Origin of the sequence: Nostoc sp. CMAA1605 (assembly GCF_021596505.1) — a bacterium.
GTDB lineage: Bacteria > Cyanobacteriota > Cyanobacteriia > Cyanobacteriales > Nostocaceae > Trichormus.
The window spans coordinates 1-22050 of sequence record NZ_PJIZ01000121.1 but is presented as its reverse complement, the minus strand read 5'-3'; the positions used below and the strand labels follow the sequence as shown (position 1 = coordinate 22050).

At 41.1% G+C, this 22050-nt stretch carries 23 protein-coding genes, 1 tRNA gene and 1 pseudogene; 13 read left to right on the top strand and 12 right to left on the bottom strand.

What is annotated here, in order from left to right:
• The first annotated feature begins 64 nt into the window (after positions 1-64).
• From lpdA to CV014_RS26615, 6 genes and pseudogenes are all read left to right on the top strand, one after another.
• Positions 65-1488 (top strand): annotated as a pseudogene (lpdA, locus tag CV014_RS26640) (dihydrolipoyl dehydrogenase).
• 208 nt (positions 1489-1696) lie between these two features.
• Positions 1697-2587: an indole-3-glycerol phosphate synthase TrpC gene (gene trpC / locus CV014_RS26635; protein WP_236144777.1), complete on the top strand. Its 891-nt coding sequence runs from the start codon at positions 1697-1699 to the stop codon at positions 2585-2587.
• A 400-nt stretch (positions 2588-2987) separates the two neighbouring features.
• Positions 2988-3221: a DUF5340 domain-containing protein gene (locus tag CV014_RS26630; protein WP_236144776.1), complete on the top strand. Its 234-nt coding sequence runs from the start codon at positions 2988-2990 to the stop codon at positions 3219-3221.
• 288 nt (positions 3222-3509) lie between these two features.
• Complete coding sequence (locus tag CV014_RS26625) at positions 3510-4367, top strand: hypothetical protein (protein WP_442946949.1); 858 nt, start codon at positions 3510-3512, stop codon at positions 4365-4367.
• A 165-nt stretch (positions 4368-4532) separates the two neighbouring features.
• The gene (locus CV014_RS26620) at positions 4533-5819 is read left to right on the top strand and encodes a serine/threonine-protein kinase (RefSeq protein WP_236144774.1); all 1287 of its coding nucleotides are present in this window, start codon (positions 4533-4535) and stop codon (positions 5817-5819) included.
• Positions 5820-5890: 71 nt separating this feature from the next.
• Positions 5891-6061 carry a hypothetical protein gene (locus CV014_RS26615; protein WP_236144773.1) on the top strand — a complete coding sequence of 57 codons (171 nt, stop codon included), beginning with the start codon at positions 5891-5893 and terminating at the stop codon, positions 6059-6061.
• A gap of 155 nt (positions 6062-6216) precedes the next feature.
• On the opposite strand, the gene nadA is transcribed toward CV014_RS26615, so the two are convergent.
• Entirely contained in the window at positions 6217-7185 is a 969-nt protein-coding gene (gene nadA, locus CV014_RS26610) for a quinolinate synthase NadA (RefSeq protein ID WP_236144772.1), read from the bottom strand.
• Positions 7186-7332: 147 nt separating this feature from the next.
• Here nadA and CV014_RS26605 point away from each other — a divergent pair, with 147 nt between their 5' ends.
• Positions 7333-8262 carry a TIGR04168 family protein gene (locus CV014_RS26605; RefSeq protein ID WP_236144771.1) on the top strand — a complete coding sequence of 310 codons (930 nt, stop codon included), beginning with the start codon at positions 7333-7335 and terminating at the stop codon, positions 8260-8262.
• Between the two features lie 78 nt (positions 8263-8340).
• A tRNA-Ser gene (locus tag CV014_RS26600) sits at positions 8341-8427 on the top strand.
• Positions 8428-8513: 86 nt separating this feature from the next.
• Here the strand turns inward: CV014_RS26600 and CV014_RS26595 are convergent.
• Positions 8514-8804 (bottom strand): transposase, encoded by a 291-nt coding sequence (locus CV014_RS26595; protein ID WP_236144770.1) that lies wholly within the window; start codon positions 8802-8804, stop codon positions 8514-8516.
• Between the two features lie 87 nt (positions 8805-8891).
• Between CV014_RS26595 and CV014_RS26590 the strand changes: the two genes are divergently transcribed.
• Positions 8892-10091 carry an IS4 family transposase gene (locus tag CV014_RS26590; RefSeq protein ID WP_236141326.1) on the top strand — a complete coding sequence of 400 codons (1200 nt, stop codon included), beginning with the start codon at positions 8892-8894 and terminating at the stop codon, positions 10089-10091.
• 8 nt (positions 10092-10099) lie between these two features.
• Here the strand turns inward: CV014_RS26590 and CV014_RS26585 are convergent, their stop codons facing one another.
• The 5 genes from CV014_RS26585 to CV014_RS26565 all read right to left on the bottom strand — a co-directional run bounded on the left by CV014_RS26585 (position 10100) and on the right by CV014_RS26565 (position 15516).
• Positions 10100-11257 (bottom strand): RNA-guided endonuclease InsQ/TnpB family protein, encoded by a 1158-nt coding sequence (locus CV014_RS26585; protein WP_236144769.1) that lies wholly within the window; start codon positions 11255-11257, stop codon positions 10100-10102.
• 48 nt (positions 11258-11305) lie between these two features.
• On the bottom strand, positions 11306-11608 hold the full coding sequence (locus CV014_RS26580; RefSeq protein WP_236144768.1) for a hypothetical protein: 303 nt from the start codon (positions 11606-11608) through the stop codon (positions 11306-11308).
• A gap of 202 nt (positions 11609-11810) precedes the next feature.
• Positions 11811-12656, bottom strand: coding sequence for a hypothetical protein (locus CV014_RS26575; RefSeq protein WP_236144767.1), 846 nt, complete (start codon positions 12654-12656; stop codon positions 11811-11813).
• Complete coding sequence (locus tag CV014_RS26570) at positions 12650-13981, bottom strand: hypothetical protein (protein ID WP_236144766.1); 1332 nt, start codon at positions 13979-13981, stop codon at positions 12650-12652. Before CV014_RS26570 ends, CV014_RS26575 begins: the two co-directional genes overlap by 7 nt.
• The gene (locus tag CV014_RS26565) at positions 13957-15516 is read right to left on the bottom strand and encodes an ATP-binding protein (RefSeq protein WP_236144765.1); all 1560 of its coding nucleotides are present in this window, start codon (positions 15514-15516) and stop codon (positions 13957-13959) included. Before CV014_RS26565 ends, CV014_RS26570 begins: the two co-directional genes overlap by 25 nt.
• A 131-nt stretch (positions 15517-15647) precedes the next feature.
• On the opposite strand from CV014_RS26565, the gene CV014_RS26560 reads away from it, so the two are divergent.
• Both CV014_RS26560 and CV014_RS26555 read left to right on the top strand, forming a co-directional pair.
• A complete protein-coding gene (locus CV014_RS26560; RefSeq protein ID WP_236144764.1) occupies positions 15648-15905 on the top strand; it encodes a hypothetical protein in 258 nt (85 codons plus the stop codon).
• Complete coding sequence (locus CV014_RS26555; RefSeq protein ID WP_236144763.1) at positions 15902-16360, top strand: type II toxin-antitoxin system VapC family toxin; 459 nt, start codon at positions 15902-15904, stop codon at positions 16358-16360. The genes CV014_RS26560 and CV014_RS26555 overlap by 4 nt, the downstream gene beginning before the upstream one ends.
• A 61-nt stretch (positions 16361-16421) precedes the next feature.
• Here CV014_RS26555 and CV014_RS26550 read toward each other — a convergent pair whose 3' ends face one another.
• Together CV014_RS26550 and CV014_RS26545 are read right to left on the bottom strand one after the other, a co-directional pair.
• Positions 16422-17324 carry a S1 RNA-binding domain-containing protein gene (locus tag CV014_RS26550; protein WP_236144762.1) on the bottom strand — a complete coding sequence of 301 codons (903 nt, stop codon included), beginning with the start codon at positions 17322-17324 and terminating at the stop codon, positions 16422-16424.
• Between the two features lie 305 nt (positions 17325-17629).
• Positions 17630-18379: a dienelactone hydrolase family protein gene (locus tag CV014_RS26545; protein WP_236144761.1), complete on the bottom strand. Its 750-nt coding sequence runs from the start codon at positions 18377-18379 to the stop codon at positions 17630-17632.
• A 211-nt stretch (positions 18380-18590) separates the two neighbouring features.
• Between CV014_RS26545 and CV014_RS26540 the strand changes: the two genes are divergently transcribed.
• Complete coding sequence (locus CV014_RS26540) at positions 18591-19574, top strand: GntR family transcriptional regulator (RefSeq protein WP_236144760.1); 984 nt, start codon at positions 18591-18593, stop codon at positions 19572-19574.
• A gap of 84 nt (positions 19575-19658) precedes the next feature.
• Here CV014_RS26540 and CV014_RS26535 read toward each other — a convergent pair whose 3' ends face one another.
• Positions 19659-20567 (bottom strand): DUF4351 domain-containing protein, encoded by a 909-nt coding sequence (locus CV014_RS26535; RefSeq protein ID WP_236144759.1) that lies wholly within the window; start codon positions 20565-20567, stop codon positions 19659-19661.
• Here CV014_RS26535 and CV014_RS26530 point away from each other — a divergent pair.
• Positions 20554-20724 (top strand): hypothetical protein, encoded by a 171-nt coding sequence (locus tag CV014_RS26530; RefSeq protein ID WP_236144758.1) that lies wholly within the window; start codon positions 20554-20556, stop codon positions 20722-20724. The genes CV014_RS26535 and CV014_RS26530 overlap by 14 nt on opposite strands.
• Positions 20725-20756: 32 nt before the next feature.
• Here the strand turns inward: CV014_RS26530 and CV014_RS26525 are convergent, their stop codons facing one another.
• Together CV014_RS26525 and CV014_RS26520 are read right to left on the bottom strand one after the other, a co-directional pair.
• On the bottom strand, positions 20757-21677 hold the full coding sequence (locus CV014_RS26525) for a DUF4351 domain-containing protein (protein ID WP_236144757.1): 921 nt from the start codon (positions 21675-21677) through the stop codon (positions 20757-20759).
• Between the two features lie 172 nt (positions 21678-21849).
• Positions 21850-22050, bottom strand: a 201-nt coding sequence (locus CV014_RS26520) for a hypothetical protein (protein ID WP_236144756.1), incomplete at its 5' end; no start/stop codon positions are given.

The following is a 22050-nucleotide window of genomic DNA, read 5'->3' as shown; positions in this document are numbered from 1 at the left end:
GGGGGTTGCACTACGAGCAGGTGAGGTCGAGAATAGATAATGCGAAGCACACGGGGAAACTAACGTGAGTCATGAATTTGATTACGATTTAGTAATTATAGGAGCTGGTGTAGGGGACACGGCGCAGCCCTACACGCCGTAGGTTGCGGCTTGAAAACAGCGATTATTGAAGCAGCTGATATGGGTGGCACTTGTGTTAACCGAGGCTGTATTCCATCTAAGGCGTTGTTAGCCGCATCTGGACGTGTGCGGGAATTGCGCGATGCCCATCACCTGAAGTCCTTGGGAATTCAAATTGGCGGTGTGGAATTTGATCGGCAAGCGATCGCAGATCACGCCAATAATTTGGTTTCTAAAATCCAAGGGGATTTAACAAATAGCCTCAAACGTCTGGGAGTCGATATCATCAGAGGTTGGGGTAAAATCGCCGGGACACAAAAGTCACGGTGATTGGCGATAGTGGTGAAAAAACCATCACCGCTAAGGATATTATTCTTTCTCCTGTTCTGTACCTTTTGTACCGCCAGGAATTGAAGTAGATGGCAAAACCGTCTTCACTAGCGACCAAGCTGTGAGACTTGAACCCTACCACAATGGATTGCCATTATTGGTAGTGGTTACATCGGTTTAGAATTTTCGGACATTTACTCAGCTTTGGGGCAGTGAAATCACTTGATTGAAGCCCTCGACCAACTCATGCCAGGGTTTGACCGCGATATTGCTAAACTCGCAGAACGGGTATTAATTACACCCCGCGACATTGAAACCAAAGTGGGAATCTACGCCAAAAAAGTAATTCCTGGTTCGCCTGTAGTGATTGAATTGGCAGATTTCAAAACTAAAGAAGATGTCGATGTCATTGAAGTTGATGCTTGCTTAGTAGCTACAGGACGCATCCCCGCTACCAAAAATCTCGGTTTAGAATCTGTGGGTGTAGAACTTGACCGTCGGAATTTTATTCCGGTTGACGATCGCATGGCAGTCTTATCAGCCGGGGAAGTTGTCCCCCATCTGTGGGCGATTGGCGATGCTAACGGCAAAATGATGCTAGCACACGCAGCTTCTGCTCAAGGTATCGTCGCTGTGGAAAACATCATGGGACGGGACAGAACAGCCGATTATCGCAGTATTCCCGCCGCCGCATTTACCCACCCTGAAGTCAGCTATGTCGGCTTAACAGAAACAGCCGCCAAAGAATTAGGACAAACCGAAGGTTTTGAAGTCGCCACCAGCAGAAGTTACTTCAAAGGTAATTCCAAAGCTTTAGCTGAAAACGAAGCCGACGGTATAGCCAAAGTCATCTACCGCAAAGACACCGGCGAAGTTTTAGGCGTACATATTTTCGGTTTACACGCCTCCGACTTAATCCACGAAGCATCCGCCGCCGTAGCCAACCGGCAAACAGTCCAAACCCTAGCCCATTTAGTCCACGCCCACCCAACCCTATCAGAAGTGTTGGATGAAGCGTATAAACGGGCAGTCGTTTAAATAAGGGTGTAGGGGTGTAAGGGTGTAGGGGTGTAAGGGTGTAAGGGTAGAAAGATACTTATTCCTACTAAGTTCTTTCCCCCTGCCCCCTGCCCCCTGCCCTACTCATCACTCAGCACTCACTACTCACTACTCAGCACTCACTACTCAGCACTCACCACTCAGCACTCACTACTCAGCACTCACCACTCAGCACTCACCACTAAATATGCAAATCCGCCGTCTGCAACCAAATCCAGCCATAAATGTTGCCTTCTTACGTTATCAAACTGCTTTACCAGATACCCAACCCCAGAACATCCTAGAGGAAATCGTCTGGCATAAGGAAATCGAAGTTGAGCAAATGCGCGAGAAAGTGCCTTTGAGAGAATTGCAAAAGCAAGCACTCACAGCACCGCCAACTCTGGATTTTGTCGCAGCTTTAAAACAGGGTAGAACTAAACCTGCGTTGATTGCAGAAGTCAAGAAAGCTTCTCCCAGTAAAGGTGTATTTCGGGAAGATTTTGACCCTGTGGCGATCGCTTTATCCTATCAACAAGGTGGCGCAAGTTGTCTTTCGGTTTTGACGGATAGCAAATTTTTTCAAGGTAGTTTTGATAACTTGGCTAAAGTCCGTGAAGCCGTGGATTTACCACTACTATGTAAGGATTTTGTCATTTATCCTTATCAAATGTATTTAGCCCGGTTGCGGGGTGCAGATGCAGTGTTATTAATTGCTGCTATCTTGAGTGATCAATACTTGAAATACTTCATTAAAATTGCCAAATCCCTGAAAATGGCGGTTTTGATTGAAGTCCACAGCCTGGAAGAACTCGATAGGGTATTGGCGTTAGATGGTGTTTCTTTAGTAGGCATTAATAACCGCAACTTAGAAGATTTTTCCGTAGATTTACAAACCACCTGCGAAATTTTAGCAGCTAGGGGTAGTCAATTACAGTCCAGAGATATCCTCGTCGTCAGTGAGTCGGGATTACATACCCCAGAAGATTTAACTCAAGTATCACAAGCTGGTGCGGCGGCTGTGTTAATCGGCGAATCCCTAGTAAAGCAACCAGATCCAGAATTAGCGATCGCCCGCCTATTTTCCCAGTCTCCTTAAATACATTGTCAGATCACAAAGTCGGTAAATCAACTTGCAACTCAGTCCTAATTTTTAGGTTCTGAGTCCTCCATCTTGAGTGAAACTTCCCATTCAGCAACTACTTCACTCACGTTACACTAGGTATAACTCAAACCTCAAAACCCTCAAATTCCCTGAAACTAAATATCTAAGGGACTTCCAGATAAAAAAATATCCAAACTGTAGGGTGCGTCAGTGCAAGAAAACCTAACTATACCAAGAGATTATTCATACTGACGCACCCTACTAAGCTGTTTATTTGGGACAATTTATTTTTTGGTATTCCCTAAAATCTTAGTTAAATCTGTGGTTATTGTGTCAAAATTGACTGGACAGCAGTTAGACATTTAGAATTAAAAATTACCAAATTGATAACTACATGGAGCAAATTCCCCTACCTTCACCCATTCACTACGAACTTATACTGCAACTATTAGAAAGACAAACCATGTCAGCAGTCAGTAGTAACCCTGAACTGCGAAATCAGGTGAATCAACTAATTATTACCCTCCGTAAAGCCGCAGTCCAACAAAAACAATTAGAAGAAGCTTGTCAAGGTTCTTCTGTACCCATAGAACACCGTTGGTCAATTAATCATCAAAAAAATTCCTAAATTATCTGTGCAGAAATATACGTAATTGCTTCATACCGCTATGCTAAGGTGAACATAATATTGTATAAGTCTATTTAAAAGATTTAGTGGGGAATTCAACAACAATCAACAGTCTACATTCAGCAATTAACACCTTCAGTAGTAAGAAGCTAAATTTTTAAGATTTTATGTGGCAACCTGATCTTTTTAACCATAAAATCGAAGAAAAGGTAAAGTTCACTAGAGCATAAGCCCAAAATCAAGATGTTCTTAGAAAAATCAGGGTTAAAAGCTATCAGTAAGTCTCCAATGGTAGATCGGATTAACGATATCGCTTGGCAAGCTCATCAAGGAAGCGTTGCCGCGATTATTCAACTATTAAACGACAACCTCACCAAGTCTGGTGTGAGAATCCGAGCTATTTTTGTCGATGGTGTCTTACAACTGTTGTGTGAAGCGGCGAAGGCAGAACTACTAGAGCAATCTAGTCTAGTAGAGCAAATCCAGCAAATCCTTGAATCTATTGCACCACGTAATATTCGCCGCATCAGAATTAATAGTCGAATAGTGCGGGAACAGCAATTATTGTGGTTGACAGAACTAGAGCGCGAAAATCAATTACTTTGGTCACAGGAAATTACCCTGGCTCAACCAAACATTGTGCAGCAGCTGATTAAAGATTTCCAAATTGCTCAAATTGAACTTGGACAAAATAATTTACCGGAATTTTCTTCACTATCTCACAAAGATAAGTTGAGAAAATCACCGAAAGTAAAATGGCAGTCAGCAATTGGTTTATGCTTATTGTTATCACTAGGTTGGATTGTCTATAGCCAATTTGGTGAACACCTAAAAAACTTTGCGAAGCTAGATAATAACAGTAATTTTGCGACAGCTAATAGTAACCAAACATCATCCGTAGATAACAAATCTGATGATTCCTTCTCCGCAGCTGTGCGAATTGCTAATCAAGCCTCTGCGACTGGAAAAATAGCGACAACCTCAACACAATGGTTAGAGCTAGCAGCTATGTGGCAAAGAGCTTCTGATCTCATGGACGCAGTACCACCAGATCACAGTCGCTATCAAGAAGCAAAAATACGGACACAACTGTATAAAAAGTATAGTGAAACTGCCCAAAAAGAAGCCGCTAAGAGTAAGCTGTAATTTAACTTCAGTCACATACTTTTTTCGGAAATGTCAATAAAGTTTCCTTGCAATAACTTAAGTAACACACAATATTTTTGTGTGTAAAAAGCCTATATACTTAAATAAATCTGCTGCCTGAGCAGAAATATAGATACTAAATATATAAAATCTCAGATTTGACCCATGAGTTATCTTACTTGTAGTAAAGGACATCAGAGTGTAGGCGGTTCTAACTTTTGTTCTACTTGTGGGGAGGCGTTACATAGCTCCGGTAATACCTTAGAGCCTACCTTAATTGGTATCCAACCAGGAACTAGATTACGCGATCGCTACATCATTAGAGAAATGCTAGGTCAAGGCGGCTTTGGTAGAACTTATATTGCAGAAGATACAGGTCGTTTTAATGAGAAAGTAGCTCTAAAAGAGTTTATTCCTTCCGTCCAAGGAACTGGCGCACTCAACAAAGCCGTCGAGTTATTTCAAAGAGAAGCCGTCACCCTTTATCAGCTACAGCACCCACAAATACCCAGATTTTGGGAAGCTTTTCAGGAAAACTCCCGCTTATTTCTAGTAGAAGACTTTATCGAAGGTCGCACCTATGAATCATTATTAAATGAACGCCTCAGACAAGGGGGACGCTTCAACGAAGCAGAAGTCCTCAAACTATTTCAGGATTTGCTTCCTGTGTTAAGTTACCTGCATCGTCAAGGCGTGATTCACCGAGATATTTCTCCCGATAACATTATTTTCAGCACCAAAACAGGACTTCCTGTATTAATTGACATGGGTGCGGTGAAACAAGTAACTTTTAACGTCGCTACTAATTTACAGCCAACACCAACCCCTGGAGGTACAAGCATTGGGAAGGTGGGTTATGCACCTGACGAGCAAATTCGGTTAGGAATGGTCTCACCCAGTAGTGATTTATATGCTTTGGCCGTCACCGCAATTGTTTTGATGACTGGTAAACAACCGCAACAATTGTTAGATCAATATACATTAACTTGGAAATGGGACAGGGAAATCACCGTCAGTTCCCTGATGAGTCAAGCCTTAAATCGGATGTTAGCACCAAGGGGAGATTACCGCTTCCAGACTGCGGATGAAGTCATATCATTCTTGAATTTGGGACAGGTAAATCAAGGTTACAGTACACCAAATTACCAAAATCCAGGATATTCCACACCTAACCCGTCAGGAAACCCCCCACCAAATTACCAAAATCCAGGATATTCCACACCCAACCCGTCAGGAAATCCCCCACCAAATTACCAAAATCCAGGATATTCCACACCTAACCCGTCAGGAAATCCCCACCAAATTATCAAAATCCAGATTATTCCACACCAATTTACTCTGCTAACTCTACATCTGACCCAGCCAATAATTCAGGTTGTGGTCGTATTTTTGATGAATCTATTCCTGTTCCCCAAGAAATCAAAGGTTGGAATTGGGGAGCTTTTCTATTAGGAGTATTCTGGAGTATTGGTAACAAAGTTTGGATTGGTCTTTTGTGCTTCGTTCCCTACGTCGGTTTTATCATGGCGATTATTTTGGGAATTAAGGGGAATGAATGGGCATGGAAAAGCAAAAGATGGGCTAGTATTGAGGCATTTAAAGCCAATCAAAGAACATGGGCAATAGTTGCACTATGTTTGACAGCCTTCTTCTTTGTTGTAGGATTTTTAGTTGGTTTTTTAAGTGGTAGTTAAGATTCTTGAAGTCCTGAAAACAGCCTAAAACATAATTTGACAGTTAACCCAAAAAGTGGTGCATCTACTAAAAAAGTATTAAAAAAATATTTAGATACAAGTAGATGCAGCCAGAACAGAATAATCTAAATATTTAAAAAAACCTCTAGACTTAGCTAAACACTCATCTCTAACATTCGTTGCATTGGTTTGAGTGCAGCAATGCGGATATCTTCTGACATAGTGATTTCAGGAGTCCGATTTTTCATCGACCAATAGAGTTTTTCTAGAGTATTCAACCGCATAAATGGACATTCATTACAAGCACAGTTATTCACTGGTGGCGCAGGGATAAAGTGCTTGTGAGGAGCTAATTTTTGCATTTGGTGAATAATACCTGGCTCTGTAGCCACGATAAATTCTTGGCTAGGGCTGGTTTGGCAATATTTGAGTAAAGCGGCTGTAGAGCCGATATAACTAGCGTGACGCAAAACGCTACTTTCACATTCAGGGTGAGCGATCGCTTCTGCTTCTGGATGGGCTATCTTTAATTGGACAATCTTCTTCTCAGAGAAGGTTTCATGCACTATACAGCTACCTTGCCATAACACCAAATCCCTTCCGGTTTGTTCCATGACATACCGTCCTAAATTCTTGTCTGGAGCAAAAATAATTGGTTGGTCTTTGGGGATTTGCTGCACAATCTTCACAGCATTGGAACTGGTGCAAATAATATCGCTCATCGCCTTAATTTCGGCAGAGCAGTTAATATAAGAAACTACCAAATGATTGGGATGGGCGGCTTTAAAAGCAGCAAATTCGGCTGGGGGACAAGTATCAGCTAATGAACAACCAGCATTTAAATCTGGTAATAACACCAACTTGTCAGGATTGAGGATTTTAGCTGTTTCCGCCATAAAGTGAACCCCAGCAAAGACAATCACATCTGCGTTGGTTTTTTCTGCGGCTCTCGCTAGTTGTAAAGAATCACCAATAAAGTCTGCAATGTCTTGAATATCCGGCTCTTGATAATAATGCGCCAGAATCACGGCGTTGAGTTCTTTTTTGAGTTCTTCAATAGCAGCAAATAAATCTAGTGGTAGCCCACCTGGTTGAGTTTGTTGGCGTTGAGCAGTAGTAAACACAGTTAAAGATTAATTTTTTGTTACAAATTTTGCCTGTGCATTAATTATAGTAGTTTTTACCAAAAATAGTTGGGGGGTTAATACCCCAAAATTGTGTCCAAATTTGGCTGAGTTGCCTATGCTAGAAATATACGGCAAGGAAGTGGCATGACCAGTCAAAAATCGCAATCAACAACTCTCAAAATTGCTGTAGTGGGAGATGTTCATGATCTGTGGGAAACAGAGGATGGCATTGCACTCAAGCATTTGGGTGTGGATTTAGTGTTATTTGTGGGGGATTTTGGTAACGAATCGGTGGAGGTGGTAAGCGCGATCGCTTCCCTCGATATTCCCAAAGCAGCCGTCATGGGCAATCATGATGCTTGGTACACCGCTACAGAATGGGGACGGAAGAAATGTCCCTATGACCGCACCAAGGAAGACAGGGTACAAGAACAGCTAGATTTATTAGGTGCAGCTCACGTTGGTTTCAGTAAGCTAGATTTCCCTGAATGGAATTTAACTGTTGTGGGGGGTCGTCCTTTTAGTTGGGGTGGTCATGAATGGCGATTTGCTGACATCTGCAAAGACCGTTACGGGGTGTCAACGTTGGAAGAATCAGCAGCGAGAATCTTTGCATCTGTGAAAAGTGCAGCCTGTGACACCATTATTTTTATCGGTCATAACGGGCCGAGTGGCTTAGGCGATCGCCCCGAAGACCCCTGCGGTAAAGATTGGCATCCCATCGGCGGCGATTTTGGCGATCCTGATTTAGCTGAGGCGGTTTCTTTAACTATCAATGCGGGTAAACAAATAGCCTTGGTGACATTTGGACATATGCACCATGCCTTACGGCACACCAAGAAACAACTCAGAAAAGCCGTCTTTAGAAGTCCAGAGGGGATATTTTACCTCAATGCCGCCAGCGTCCCCAGGATTGTCGAGCAAGACGGGGAGAAACTGCGGAATTTTTCTGTGGTTTCCCTAGAGGCGGGTGTAGTCACAAAAGCTGCACTGGTATGGGTTGGCAAGGATTTTCAGGTGGTGACAGAAGAAATTTTTTATGAGCGATCGCATTCAGTAGTACCATCTGCGTAGATGATAGGATATAGTAATATCTGTCAGCTTTATTGCTCACCACAAAATTCAGGTGCAGCCAAGCTAGACAGTTTATTTGGAGAGGTGGCAGAGTGGTCGATTGCGTCTGACTTGAAATCAGATGGACTCGCAAGGGTTCCGGGAGTTCGAATCTCCCCTTCTCCGTTTTTTAGGATAAAAGCTTGATTCGCTTCATCCGATTTCAATTGATGGAATCGATTTAGCTAAAGCCAGAGGGTTCCAAGAGATGATTACTCAATCTCTCCTCTACTCAAAAACTTAATTTTTTGAGAGTTCCCAGGCTCACCCGTGATCACAGGTAATTCCCCTTGTCTTACAACAAGCTCCTTGGGCGTGATTTTATCCTGTTTTCGAGGGACTCCCGATACAGCATCTAAATTTATAGCCAATTCATCTAAACCGCGCTTCAAGATTACTTTTGCAGCATCAACGTCTGCATCTGCGTGATGACCACAGTTTTCACAAAGGAACTTTTCTTGATATCGGTTTTGAGGACTGACGTATCCCTGAGAGGGTGACAAGGCAACTCTAAGCTAGATGGGACAAAACTTTGAGAAGATAGTGGAGACAAAAAATAGGGAGCATTTTTGCGGCTCCCTGGAAAAAATATGTTTCCTGAATCTTACCAAAAAACCCTGCGTACCCATCTGAATGAAACCCAGTATCTAACTTTACAGCTTTTGTTGTTATTGCTACAAGTTCATCGTCAGGTCAAACTCTCCGTTTTAGCGAGTGTTTTTCCCCAACCGATTCAATATGGCAGTCGCAAACGCAACATACAACGCTTTTTGAACTTGCCGCAACTCCATGTCAAACTTTTATGGTTTCCCTTGATAAAATATTGGATAAGACAAGTACAAAGGGGACGAAACTTAAATCGAGACCAGCGTCGTCGTCTCCAGAAACTCAAACACCATAAATATGGATATTGGCTCATCGCAATTGACAGAACCCAATGGCAGGGAAGAAATGTATTTATGGTGAGCTTAGTCTGGGGAACTCATGCTCTTCCTTTGTATTGGGAGGTTTTAAAACAGGTAGGAAACAGTAATTTTCACACTCAAAAACGTCTCCTAAAAACAGTGCTGACTTTATTGAAAAACTATCCGGTTTTAGTATTAGGAGACCGAGAATTTCACAGTCCTAAACTGGCTCAATGGCTGGATGAAAGGGGTGTATTCTTCGCTCTGAGGCAGAAAAAAGACCTGCATTTCCAAACAGCATTGAATCAGGAGTATCAAGTTCTAAAAAATCTGGGATTCCAACCGGGAATGTCTAAATTCTATCAGGGAGTGAGGTGCAATAAAGGGGATGGAATTGGACTATTTAATCTGGCTATCTATTGGAAACGAAAATATAATAATCAGGGAGCAAAAGAACCTTGGTATATCTTAACTAACCTCCCAACATTACAACAAGCATTGGCAGTCTATCGTTGTCGTTGGGGTATTGAACAAATGTTCAAGGATTATAAAACAAGTGGCTATAACTTGGAAGATACCAAGGTTAATGACACCCGTTTTTTAGCCTTAGTCTTGTTGATTGCCTTAGCTTATAGTTTGGCGACAATGCAGGGGCAACAAATGAAAAAATTAGGCATAGATATCTATGCTGGACGTATCCAATCACACAAAGACCAGACCCCACGCCAGAGTCACTTTAGCTTTGGACTCTACGGACAACGATGGCGTTATGGGATGGAATTATGGGCTGATTGGGTCTTGAGTCTGATTGCCCTCAAACCCCATAAACGACTCTATTTTCAGCGTGGCTTTTATGCCCTCTCCCTTATGCACCAACCTTTATAGGTAGCTTGTCACCCTCTGAGGACGTATCCACATTCACTGCATTCCTGAGAACTAAACCTTGGGTTAACCTCATGAACCAGAACGCCAGCCCTTTCGGACAAAATTTTGACTTTCTGTTTTAAAGACCCCCAAGCAGCATCAGCGATCGCTTGATTTAGTCCAGATTTCGCAGACTGACCATTGTGTAAATACTTGCCGCGATCATCTTGTCTGGGTTTACAGCGTGCCATCATGCCCTGAATGTTGAGATTTTCAAAGACAATCAGGTCATATTGTTTGACTAAGTTATGAGCTATCTTCCATTGATAATCCTCTCTTTGATTGGCAACTTTCTGTTCTAGTTTCGCTATTCGATGATGTGCTTTTTGACGACGACGAGAACCTAATACTTTACGGCTGGCGGCGCGATGAAGACGCGATCGCTTTCGTTCGATCCTTTTATAAAATCGTGGATTGAGGATAGTTTCACCAGTGCTAAGAGATACAAGCTTTTTAATTCCTAAATCTACTCCTAATACTGTTTGTATTTGCTGAGGTGTTAGAGGACTAGGAACTGTGTCATCTTGCAACAGAACGGAGATATAAAAACCATCTGCCTTTTTTCGCACAGTAGTAGAACGAATTTTAAAGCCAGGTGGAAAAGGTCTAGATTGAAAAAATCTCATCCAGCCAATTCCGGGAAGTCTGACTTTGTTTCCTTTAAAGCCAATATCCCCTGCTGGGTAAGTAAAAGAGCGGAATTTGCCCCTTCGTTTTGTTTTTGGATATTTGCCCAAACCTTTGAAAAAACGTACAAATGCAGCGTCAACTTGTTTTAGCATTTGCTGTAAAACGTGGTAACAAATTTCGCTATACCAAGGTCGCTCTTTTTTCAGGTCTACCAAATTTGCATCTTGTTGAGCAAGAGGACTGCGTTTTTTCCCTTTGGTACTCCAGGGATTACCGTACAAAGCTCCTTTGCTAACTGAGCAAGTTAATGGGCAACACTCAGCTTGAGTTTGAATAATGCAGTAGTTGCCCATCAGGGGTGCTTTTGCTTGCTCATATGCTTGTGTCCTTTCCCTAACCCGAAAGTTGTACTGGAGGCGAAGCAGATGCAGCCAATGTTCGATTTTCTGCGCTTGTTTCCATGAAGGATTCAGTTTGTATACGTAGGACAGAAGCATAAAAGCAAGCAGCAAATTTAGTAAAGCACCAACATCAAAATAATTGCTTTAAGCAGTCAGCCAAGGTGGTTCTTTTTGCAGAAGATTTAAAACTTCTTCACTCCACTTGATTTGATTGCCACTCCAATTACCATTAGTATTAGTCACTAAATACACTCGACCGTATTTTTGACCTTCTTCTGTAAGTTTCCACTGTGACTTACCCTTTCTGGTCTTCAGCTTCTTCTGCAAACCCAACTGTTCTAAAAACTGGTTTACTTGTCGGTTGGAAACTTTACTATTGAACGACTCACTCAACCGCAGCGCAATTTCCGTCGGTGTGAGATCGACATTTGCAATATTTTGTGACATAATTTCTTTAGAAAAATAAATCAATTTAGAGCCAGACACCCAAAACGCAATTAATGGGGCTGGCTTTTTTGTTGTTAAGGTACATTAATCTGACTGAATACCTACTTGGAGCTACTCAGATCGTTTCTGCACTATCTATTACAATAAATAATTTTTGCAGTTTTAATTGTAGATGTCAAGTGGCTGAAATAATTATTTTGTACTAGCGTCCACCTGCCAAATGCTTTTTCAAGTCGGCAATTAGGGTTCTGACCTTCTCCTCTACCTCGTCACTTAGCTTATCACGGGCAAATTTCGCCGCTTCATCAGCATACAGCGTAACATCGGGTACAAGAACAGGATAACGACTTTCTATTTCTCTTTCATCAAAACCTGTTTGTGTATGCCCATAATCACGTTCCCAGCGTCCTGCTGCTAACCATGACAACATTTTATCTAAGGTTCTTTGATAAGTTTGTAAGTTTTTCTTTTCTAGATTAATAGCAACTTCTAGACGAGGAATTAAAAAGTGTCCACTGCCATCGGAATCACTATTGACTATTATTTCATACGCAGAGGTAGGCGCAGCATAACACATAAGCACACCTACTTTATGACATATATAAATAAATGCTCTGTAGTCATCTTCTTCTAGAAGATTATCTTCTCCATTAGCTTGTTTTCTAGCAAGACGTTGAGCTATAAAAATTTGCCAATCTTCTATATCATCTTCATCTAAGGGACAATTTTTCTCATTTTTGGAAATAACTATCGGTAATACATCATCTACAAAAGCAATATCTGAAAAACGCCGGAGAACGCGACAGCTTATAAAGTGTTTTTGTTTATTAAAATTACTAGACTTCTTTGCTAAACCTAAAAATAAAAGATGAGATACTGATGTATCTGAAAAAGGTGCTTTATAAATATCATCTGCTGTAACGATAGGTTTACTCTGCTCCTGAATTTTTTTGTTATGGAGATACCAAAATACCAAAGGTGATAACCACGAAAGCTCAGGATTTTTTACGGCTGAAGCATAAACGATTTCACCAAGAGGATTTAACAATGTATTATGAATAACTCCAGCAAATTCTGCGATTTGATTGCGTACAATATCACCGTATAACCCATCAGATTCGTAAAAGTTAATTCGATGTACAATAGGAAATACACGACCATCACGAAAATGAGAGTTACTTTTGGGTTAATTTCTAAATCAGGTAAATTACCAATAGGTCGCCATTCATTAGTTCTGGTTGCAACACGATAGTCTTGATGATATTGCCGGAGTTCTAAGGCTGCTGTTTGCGCTCTTTTAAAGGTGTCAGTACCGATTGTTCTCATTAGGTTTGGAGACAGGACTAAACCTTTAGCAGCAGCATTATATTCTTCATATTCCTGTAGATCATCAGGAGAAATATCAAAATCTAAATATTCCTGTTGTGTAGGGTTATTTTCATCAACTATCATTGCCGCAGCAGAAGTAGTCACTATGACCGGATCTGGAGGAATAAAGCTGCCTGAAGTGTGATTTAGAAAAATTTTTGCTATAGAAGCATCCGTCCCAACGGCTGCTTTGTGCTGGTTGGTTGGAGGAGTTGTTTCTTCGATTAACTTATTACCTATTATTCGTTTTTCTAGTTGCTCCCGCGCTGCTTTCTCATTCATTTGAGCGCGTCTTCCATCACGAAAAAAATGTTTGGCTTGTGAAGGTAAATATAAAATACCGGGTATTTCATCTCGTGAACGGTCTAGTCGCCAAAATTTTTGCAAGTTGTTTCTCGCCCATGTTAATCTCTCCTCTAGTCTTCTAACTAAAATTTGAGCTTCTGTTGTTTCTGCTTTTTGCAATTTGCGCTCAATTTCTTTTCCTAACTGGTTAAGGTCATTAACTACCCAATTTGCCATGTTGACAACAAGCTCTACAGGGTTTTGTATAGCTAATTCTGATGCGTGTTCAATAACGACCTTAGCATAAGTATCAGCTAATAGATTATGAGTAGCAATTCTTTCTAAAACTGTCAGCCATTGCTTTTGGCGTTGCTGTTCTTGTGGATCTATCTGCTCTTTTTCAATTTCTGTTTTTGCTACAAAGTGAGATTTTGTGCTATCTACTCCTGGGATATCCTCAAAAGGATTGACATACTGAGAAACAGTTTTAAGGTTGAAGTATGCGTAGGGTGGCTTACCTCGTCCTTTACCTTGACGTTTACGTTTGATTAGTTTTTCTTCCTTCACCAATTGGTTTAAAAGATTGCGTATCCCTCTAGGAGAAATATCACCATCTTCTTTCTGCAAATGGTTGATAATTTCCTCAACTTCTAAACCGTCTGATTGTTTGAGCAATAAATCTAAAATTTTCTGCGTTAAATTATCTTCTGCTGCCGCCATTTTTTGACTTCCTCTGCAATATTGGGTGTTGGCGCACCTTCACGGGTTTCGCGTGGACGAATACGTATCTGTGCTGGGTGGCGTAAAATATCCATACTTGATGACATGATTGCTGTACCCTTTGGTAATTTAGGGATACGAGAAATCATTTCATCAGAAATACCTCCTAAAGTACCAGATACTAGCTTCATATCATCTGGATCTAAAGCAAATACTAAACGTGTATTGCAAGTTAACAATACTTGCTTGTCCATAGATGCAGGGCTTTGAGTAATTAATGTAACTCCGATCGCATCATGTCGAGCAGTACGAATCATCTCTCGGATGACTTGAGTCGATGGTGTTATCTGCCCTCCTGCGGGTAAGAAAAAATGCGCTTCATCGAGTACAAAGACAAAAGGTGGAATGCGATCACGCTTACGCAATGCTTGCAATAATCTAACTGATGCACCAACTATCAAATTCCGTTGTTGTTGGCTCAAGTGTCCTACAAAAACATTAGTAATTGGTTGTTTAGCAAATTCCTCTAACCAAGACTCTGTTCCGGTTGTCAAAAGTGGATTACGCTTGAATACAGTTGATACTTTACGTGCGGCTCTTCCTCCCACGGCTGCTTGTCCAAATTCAGTACCAGCACCTTGAATTTCCTCTAATAACTCTTCAATTTGAATATTTACTTTGCCACTTTTTTCTAGACTTTGCAGTGCGTCAGTAAATACGGCATCATAAGCCATAGATACTAACTCTGATTGGTCTGATGTCAGATTCGGCACAAATCCAAGAAACTCACTCATGCCGATGACTGAGTAAGGAACACGAAAATTAACCCCCGCTCGAAAATTTAAACCTCCCAAATCTTCGGCAGCAGCAATTACATCTCCTAAAACATCGAAAGCAATCACAGGTATCCCATGTCTGACTAATTCTTCAATCAAAACACCTGTAGCATAACTTTTACCAACACCCGTTTTTCCTACAACCGCCAAATGTCGGGCTATGGCTTCCATTGGCAGTATAAAATCTACACTTTTACCACCAGACTCTACCTTACCTATGTAGAAACCCTCTTCTGCTTTATTGGGAGTATTCAATAGTTGCGGTATTTTGTCAGCAGGTATTTCATAAACTCCCTGCCCTGTTTGTGCTAATAGACTCGGTTCTTTAATAATTATTTGATCATTAATATCAAGATGTATTTCTCCTAAGACTTCAACAGTCATAACACGGGTAACATGAGGAGAGCGATCGCCTGGTCTGGTTTTATCTGAACCTACCTGATATGCCTGATTTTGTTGCAGTGTCGATGGGTTAGCACGAGGGTTGTCTTCTGTTCCCTCAATGATACGTCCGTAATGAACTATTTCATCTTTATCTCGTTCGATAACTACATAAGTTCCCAAAGCTGGCATACGCCCTTCACGCACATGAAAAGGTACTTCGTCAAAAGTTGGCGAACCTAAAAATGGAGAGGAAGATGTTGTTCCTAACCGAACATTATCAGTCAAGGACAGGGCTTGTTTGATTTTGTTGCCCATATTAAAAACACAAAATAATTCAATAAATAATTATTGTAGCAGTTGATTGAAAGATTGAATAGCGATCGCACCCGCACCCCTCAGCTCAATCGTGCTACCATTAGCAGTAAATTCTTTTAGGAGGTCAAGCAATGGCTAACCTAAACATACCTGATGATTTATACGCACAGTTGCAAGAGTTAGCTAACGCTGAAAATAGCTCAGTTGAAGCTCAAGCTATTACAGTCTTGCAGAAGGGTTTGCAGACAAAGCTGCAACCAACGGTAGACGAAAGATACAAAAATGTCCCAAAACTTCTAGAAGAAATCCGTCTTCGTCGTGAACAACTGCCAAAAGATGTCGAATGGCCTGATAGCACTGAGATGATTAGGGAAGATCGGAACAGATGACGAATCCTCTCCGGTGTGTTGTAGATACTAGTGTCTCCGTTAAACAATTTATCCCAGATCCGCTAACAGCCAAAGTTAATCAACTGTGTGCCTATCTTGCCTATCCTCAAACGGAAATCTTTGTGCCTGATCTGTTTTACATTGAAGGTGCAAATGTTCTGTGGAAGTATGCTCGTGCTGGCCGTTACAATGCTTCTTTAATTCAAGGTAATTTAGCTAGTCTTAAGGCTTTTCCCTTGCGTGTTGTCTCGACTGCTGATTTAGTGGCGGATGCAGTGACGATCGCTCTCAATCATAACATTTCTGCTTACGATGCTTGTTATGTTGCTCTTTCTGTACAAGTCGGTGCGATTCTATTAACTCTCGATGCGAAATTAGTGAGAGCTTTAAACAATTTTCATTACAATATTTGCTTATTTAACGATTTTGAGCTTCCACCATTACCATCAATATAAAAAAGCGATCGCTCTCTTTATCCTTGCATAAAAAAAGCGATCGCACTAAATTCAAGACAACTTATTCAGCCGATTTATTAGCAGCACGATGAGCGCGTGCTTCTGCTGAACTCATCACTTCTTCTAAGTTTTCTACCACTTCACCAGGGAAGTTTTCTAACACTCTGGTAGAAATAGCAATCCGACCTTTCCCTTCATCCAAGTCAATAATTACAGCTTTAATTTGTTGACCTACTTGGAAGACTTTTTCTAGGGATTCAATAAATCTTTGGCTGACTTGTTTGATATGCAATAAAGCACTTGTCCCATCTATATCAACAAACACACCAAAAGGTTTAATTCCTGTTACCTTACCTTCTACTAACTGACCAACTTCTAACAAGTTGAAGTTACTAGAACGAGTCGCTAAACGCTGAGAAAGAATCAGTTTTTTGGTGTTTCTATCTACTTCTAAAAAACCAACAGTGAGACTTTGACCTTTGAGTGCTTCTAAATTATCACGTTCTGTCAGGTGCGATCGCGGAATAAATCCTCGGATTGATTGTAAATCGACGGTGACACCGCCTTTATTCACACCTGTCACCCTAACTTGCACCGTCTGAGAAGCTTCTTGCATATTTACTAGCTTTTCCCAGATGTGCTGAATTTCTAGCTGTCTGCGAGAGAGAGTTACTTGACCTTCTGCATCCTGTTCACGGATAATCAAAAACTCTAATTCTTCATGTAATGGCAATACCTCCGATAAATCGGTCACACTTCTCAAAGAAGCCTCATCACGGGGGATATAAGCTGACGATTTACCGCCAATATCGACATACGCCCCATCAGGGTCAAGTTGAAATACCTTACCGTGAACAACTTGACCTTTTTGAAACTGGTAGTCGTGTTTTTCTAATGCTTTGGCGAAATCGTCCATTGTAAAAGACGAGTTGGCTTTTTGAGTAAGTTTCGATTCGGAGTTCATGACAATTGACAATAAATTATTTTTATTTGATTTAAGACCAAGGGGTTTTGTAAGTAGAAGGGTGTAAATAATTCAAGGTTTGTAGTGAGGACTTTAGTCCTTAAATAAGGACTGAAGTCCTTACTACAAAACGAATTTCCCAATTTTTACATTGCTTAATGTAGTTTGGTTTTTTCGCACCGACTTACTTAATTCGTAGTTTTTAATTACAGCAGATTTCAGCTAAATTAGGTACAAAGTTTCAGAAGAAAACCAGATACTTTTAAGCCTGTTTCCTGCTGTAAATCACAAATTAACAGTAGCCCTCACTTAGCCAGCACAGTCCCAAACAATTGCTGTACTTGTTCCCAAGCTGCGGCTGCTGCTTGAGGATTATAACTGGCGCGACGGTCACAGAAAAATCCGTGGTCAGCTCCATCGTAGCGGAACACACGATGGGAAATGTTGTATTTTTCTAACTCTGCTGTAATTTCGTCGATGTGTGCTGGGGGAATACTCGCATCTGCTTCGCCAAAAAATGTATAGATTGTGCCTGGGATTTCTGCTGTGCGGGTAAGGGTAGGTGCGCCGCCTCCTGGTGTAGCAGTGGGAATCCGCGCCCCGTAAAATGAAGCTGTGGCTGTAATATTTGGGAGAGTGGCAGCAAGATATGCTACATGACCACCAAAACAAAAACCAACACAACCACAGCCATTTTTATTGACTGTTGGTAAGGTTTTGAGGTAATCAATAGCGGCTTGAATATCGCTTAATAATTCTGATGCGGTGGTTTGCTCCCAAGCGTATTTTCTACCAACTTCGATATCTGCGGGGGTATAACCGGTTTCAAAGCCAGGGGCGATGCGTTCAAATAGTGCAGGTGCGATCGCCACATATCCTAATTTAGCGATGCGTTCTGTAACATCCCGAATATGCTCATTTACACCAAAAATTTCTTGTAAAACTACGACTCCAGGGTAAGAACCTGGTGCTTGGGGTTGTGCTAAATATGCAGAGATTTGTAAACTGTTGTGGGGAATCTTCACCCTTTGAGTATCTAACGCTAGCTCAGTCATAATAATTTTTACCCATGCAACCTGATAAAGCTTTGTGATTATTTGATATAACTATGCCAGTATGTTTGGGTGATTTTTGCTTAAATATCCCATACGAAATACTTATACATAAAAAATTTACCCAAAAAAATCTTCCATGTAAGATACCCAAAATTTGTAGTTCCCCTAGTTTTCTTTATTTTGAATTTTGAATTGCTCAGGAGGTTGGGTGATGATTCAATTCCGTATTCAGCCAGATAGTGAGATTCCCGCATCAACCCAGCTATTTAATCAAATGCGGTTTGCGATCGCTTCTCGACAATATTCACCAGGTTACAAGTTACCCAGCACACGGGCTTTAGCAATGCAGACTGGGTTACACCGCAATACTATCAGCAAAGTTTACCGCCAGCTAGAAGAAGATGGTTTTGTCGAAAGTTTAGCCGGTTCAGGAATTTACGTGCGCGCCCAAGGTCATGAAGGCGGAAGCAAGCTACAATCACCGATATCCCAAAAACATCCTGACGCAGCAAAAATATTGCAAAAAGCCCTAGATGAACTCATTAGCGAAGGATATTCACTCAATCAAGCAAGAGAGATATTTTTAGCAGAAATTGACTGGCGTTTGCGTTGTAGTGCGCGAGTATTAGTAGCAGCACCTTCAGAAGATTTAGGTGTAGGGGAATTAATGGCTTATGAATTGGAAGAGTATCTAGAAATACCAGTGCAGATAGTAGCCATCAATGAATTAGCTGCCATCCTCGATAAGACCACTTCAGCCACAGTAGTGACTAGCCGCTATTTTATCAACGATGTGGAAGCGATCGCTGCACCTAAATCTGTGCGGGTGATTCCTCTAGATATCTATGACTACAGTAAAGAGATTAATTTCCTGAAGAATTTACCTAAAGATCAGTGTGTAGGGATAGTCAGCCTAAGTTCAGGAATTGGACATCAAGCAGAAGTGATTTTACATGGTTTGCGTGGTGATGATTTACTCATCATGACTGCCCAACCACAGGATAATTATAAATTGCAGGCGATTGTGAAACGAGCCGAAGTGATTATTTGTGATCAAGCTTGTTTTACTATAGTACAGACAGCAGTTCACGCAGCATCTGAAGATATCATTCGTCCACCCAAACTGGTTAAAGTAGAAAATTACATCGGGACGAATTCTATTGACTTACTCAAACGAGAATTGGGTTTGGGTTGATTTTGGAAGAATTGGGTAGGCTTCGCCTACCGTAATTCTTGATGATTTTAGCAGGCGATCGCTAATCATTAATTATGATTAAATTTATTGATTGGTAGTGTTTTGTTGTTGATTTAACCAGAGTTCTAAATCTGCGACTGTGGCAAAATCTAATAATGCTTCTCCTAATATTTCTAACTGCTCTATTGATAGTTGTTGAATTTTTTCAATGAGAGATGAATCAATGTTTCCCACTCTTCTATTTAACTGGCGCACAATTAACTGTTGTTCTCCTTGCTGTAAACCTTCTTGTCTAGCGCGTTCTCTATCTTCCTGATACAGTGGTGCTAATCTCATCACTAACTCCCTATCTTCTATTTCGATATTTTGATTGATTCGCAAATTTTGTTGCAGACTATAAAGTAATTCTAGCGTCACTCTTTTGAATGGGTGAGTGTTTGGGAGGGCGGCTAATTCGTCAATCGCTTGCTGCTGTACCTTACCACGTCCTAGTATTCTCAGCCATAGTGTTTCGGGAATAGATGGTAACTGATGAATTACAACTATGGCTGTGCGGAAATGCTGAGGTAAAAAGTATATTCCTTTGACCCAATCTGATTTTAGCTGTCCACCATACCCAAAAATGATGTTTTCTGATGCGGTGGGCGTGAGTATCCACAGTTGGGGAATTTCTGTTTCTGGTATTTTAGTTTTATTGCGCTTTCCTTCTCGTTGGATTGCGCTCTTGATTTCTAATAACTTAGAGATACAATCACCAATTTCGTCTACTGATGCGGGGTTGCGAAATGGTTCAAAGATGGCTGGGATTGTAGCCATTCTACCTAATATTCCCAAGGTGTTTAATTTGGTTGTTTGTGTGGGAATTGGTGTGAATAATACGTCTATTTCTTTGACTTCTGCTGCGACTCGACTTGGTGCTTGGACTGTTCCGAATGGTTTGAGTAGTTCTTCTAGGTAGTCTTTGGAGAATTGGTCATGGATGAATCTGGTCATTCCTGTAGCTTGGGCAAGGCGAATTGATGCTATTGTACCAAAGTTATCGCCCTCCAAATCAGTAGATAACGGAGGGCGATCGCACCAACAACTCGACTTATTTCAAAAGAGCGATCGCTCTCACTTAATCTTGGCTAATTCAAAAGGCGATCGCTGATAGATTAAATTCAAATTATCACCGTTAATAATTTACTGATTGGTTGCATCTTGTTGTTGATTTAACCAAACTTCTAAATCTGCCACTGTGGCAAAATCTAATAATGCTTCTCCCAGAGATTCTAATTGTTCAATAGATAATCCTTGAATTTGCTCGGTTAAAGATATATCGATTTCTCCTAAACGCCGATTTAACAGCCGCAGAATTAGCTGTTGTTCTCCTTGCTGTAAGCCTTGTTGTAAACCTTCCTGTCTAGCGCGTTCTCTATCTTCCTGATACAGTGGTGCTAATCTCATCACTAACTCCCGATCATCTGTTTCGATATTCTGGTTGATTCGCAAATTTTGTTGCAGGCTATAAAGTAATTCTAGCGTCACTCTTTGGAATGGGTGATTTGCTGGTAGTGCTGTTAATTCATCAATTGCGCGTTGCTGCACTTTCCCACGTCCCAGGATTCTCAGCCATAGTGTTTCGGGAATCGATGGTAACTGATGAATGATGACTATAGCTGTGCGGAAATGCTGGGGTAAAAAGTACACTCCCTCTACCCAATCTGATTTGAGAACTGCACCAAAACCAGCAATGATTGTTTCTGATGCGGTGGGTGTGAGTATCCATTGTTGGGGAATTTCTGAGTCTGATATTTTGCTTTTGTTGCGATTTGCTTCTCGCTGAATTGCCTTGTTTACTTCTAATGATTTTGATAGACAATCTTTAATTTCTTCGATGGATGCAGGATTGCGGAATGGTTCAAAGATGGCTGGGGTTGTGGCCATTCTACCTAATATTCCCAAGGTGTTTAATTTGGCTGCTTGTGTGGGAATGGGTGTGAATAATACGTCTATTTCTCTGACTTCTGCTGCGACTCTACTTGGTGCTTGAACTGTTCCGAATGGTTTGAGTAGTTCTTCTAGGTAGTCTTTGGAGAATTGGTCATGGATGAATCTGGTCATTCCTTTGGCTTTAGCAAGGATATTTGCTGCTATTTTATCAAAGCGATCACCCTCAAAATCAATAGATAACGGAGGGCGATCGCAGACATAATCCCTTATTGTTTTAGCTAATTACAATGGTTATTTCAGAGTAAGTGCTAATTCCAATTACTTACGTCAACCAGAAATTCGCTTAAATCGCAGCGAAATTAATTTGTGGTGTGTTAAATCCTCCCAATTGCCATGTTTCTTTAAAAAGAGAAATGTCATTGTTATATAGGTGAAAAGTATCAGAAAAAGCAGACCAAGAGTTACCAAAGCCTTTATTTCCACCACCTATATTGTACGAACCTTGTAAGGATATCAGTGGAGCATCTACTTTGAGGTCTAAGTT

Bases quoted from the DNA above. Each gene is read 5' to 3' on its own strand.
- CV014_RS26555 (WP_236144763.1), top strand. From the start codon at position 15,902: ATGACGAATCCTCTCCGGTGTGTTGTAGATACTAGTGTCTCCGTTAAA.
- CV014_RS26580 (WP_236144768.1), bottom strand. From the start codon at position 11,608: ATGTCACAAAATATTGCAAATGTCGATCTCACACCGACGGAAATTGCG.
- CV014_RS26570 (WP_236144766.1), bottom strand. From the start codon at position 13,981: ATGGCGGCAGCAGAAGATAATTTAACGCAGAAAATTTTAGATTTATTG.
- CV014_RS26530 (WP_236144758.1), top strand. From the start codon at position 20,554: ATGAATCTGGTCATTCCTGTAGCTTGGGCAAGGCGAATTGATGCTATT.
- CV014_RS26550 (WP_236144762.1), bottom strand. From the start codon at position 17,324: ATGAACTCCGAATCGAAACTTACTCAAAAAGCCAACTCGTCTTTTACA.
- CV014_RS26620 (WP_236144774.1), top strand. From the start codon at position 4,533: ATGAGTTATCTTACTTGTAGTAAAGGACATCAGAGTGTAGGCGGTTCT.
- CV014_RS26615 (WP_236144773.1), top strand. From the start codon at position 5,891: ATGGCGATTATTTTGGGAATTAAGGGGAATGAATGGGCATGGAAAAGC.
- CV014_RS26630 (WP_236144776.1), top strand. From the start codon at position 2,988: ATGGAGCAAATTCCCCTACCTTCACCCATTCACTACGAACTTATACTG.
- CV014_RS26585 (WP_236144769.1), bottom strand. From the start codon at position 11,257: ATGCTTCTGTCCTACGTATACAAACTGAATCCTTCATGGAAACAAGCG.
- CV014_RS26540 (WP_236144760.1), top strand. From the start codon at position 18,591: ATGATTCAATTCCGTATTCAGCCAGATAGTGAGATTCCCGCATCAACC.
- CV014_RS26605 (WP_236144771.1), top strand. From the start codon at position 7,333: ATGACCAGTCAAAAATCGCAATCAACAACTCTCAAAATTGCTGTAGTG.
- CV014_RS26545 (WP_236144761.1), bottom strand. From the start codon at position 18,379: ATGACTGAGCTAGCGTTAGATACTCAAAGGGTGAAGATTCCCCACAAC.
- CV014_RS26560 (WP_236144764.1), top strand. From the start codon at position 15,648: ATGGCTAACCTAAACATACCTGATGATTTATACGCACAGTTGCAAGAG.
- CV014_RS26590 (WP_236141326.1), top strand. From the start codon at position 8,892: ATGTTTCCTGAATCTTACCAAAAAACCCTGCGTACCCATCTGAATGAA.
- CV014_RS26625 (WP_442946949.1), top strand. From the start codon at position 3,510: ATGGTAGATCGGATTAACGATATCGCTTGGCAAGCTCATCAAGGAAGC.
- CV014_RS26565 (WP_236144765.1), bottom strand. From the start codon at position 15,516: ATGGGCAACAAAATCAAACAAGCCCTGTCCTTGACTGATAATGTTCGG.
- CV014_RS26525 (WP_236144757.1), bottom strand. From the start codon at position 21,677: ATGACCAGATTCATCCATGACCAATTCTCCAAAGACTACCTAGAAGAA.
- trpC (WP_236144777.1), top strand. From the start codon at position 1,697: ATGCAAATCCGCCGTCTGCAACCAAATCCAGCCATAAATGTTGCCTTC.
- CV014_RS26535 (WP_236144759.1), bottom strand. From the start codon at position 20,567: ATGACCAGATTCATCCATGACCAATTCTCCAAAGACTACCTAGAAGAA.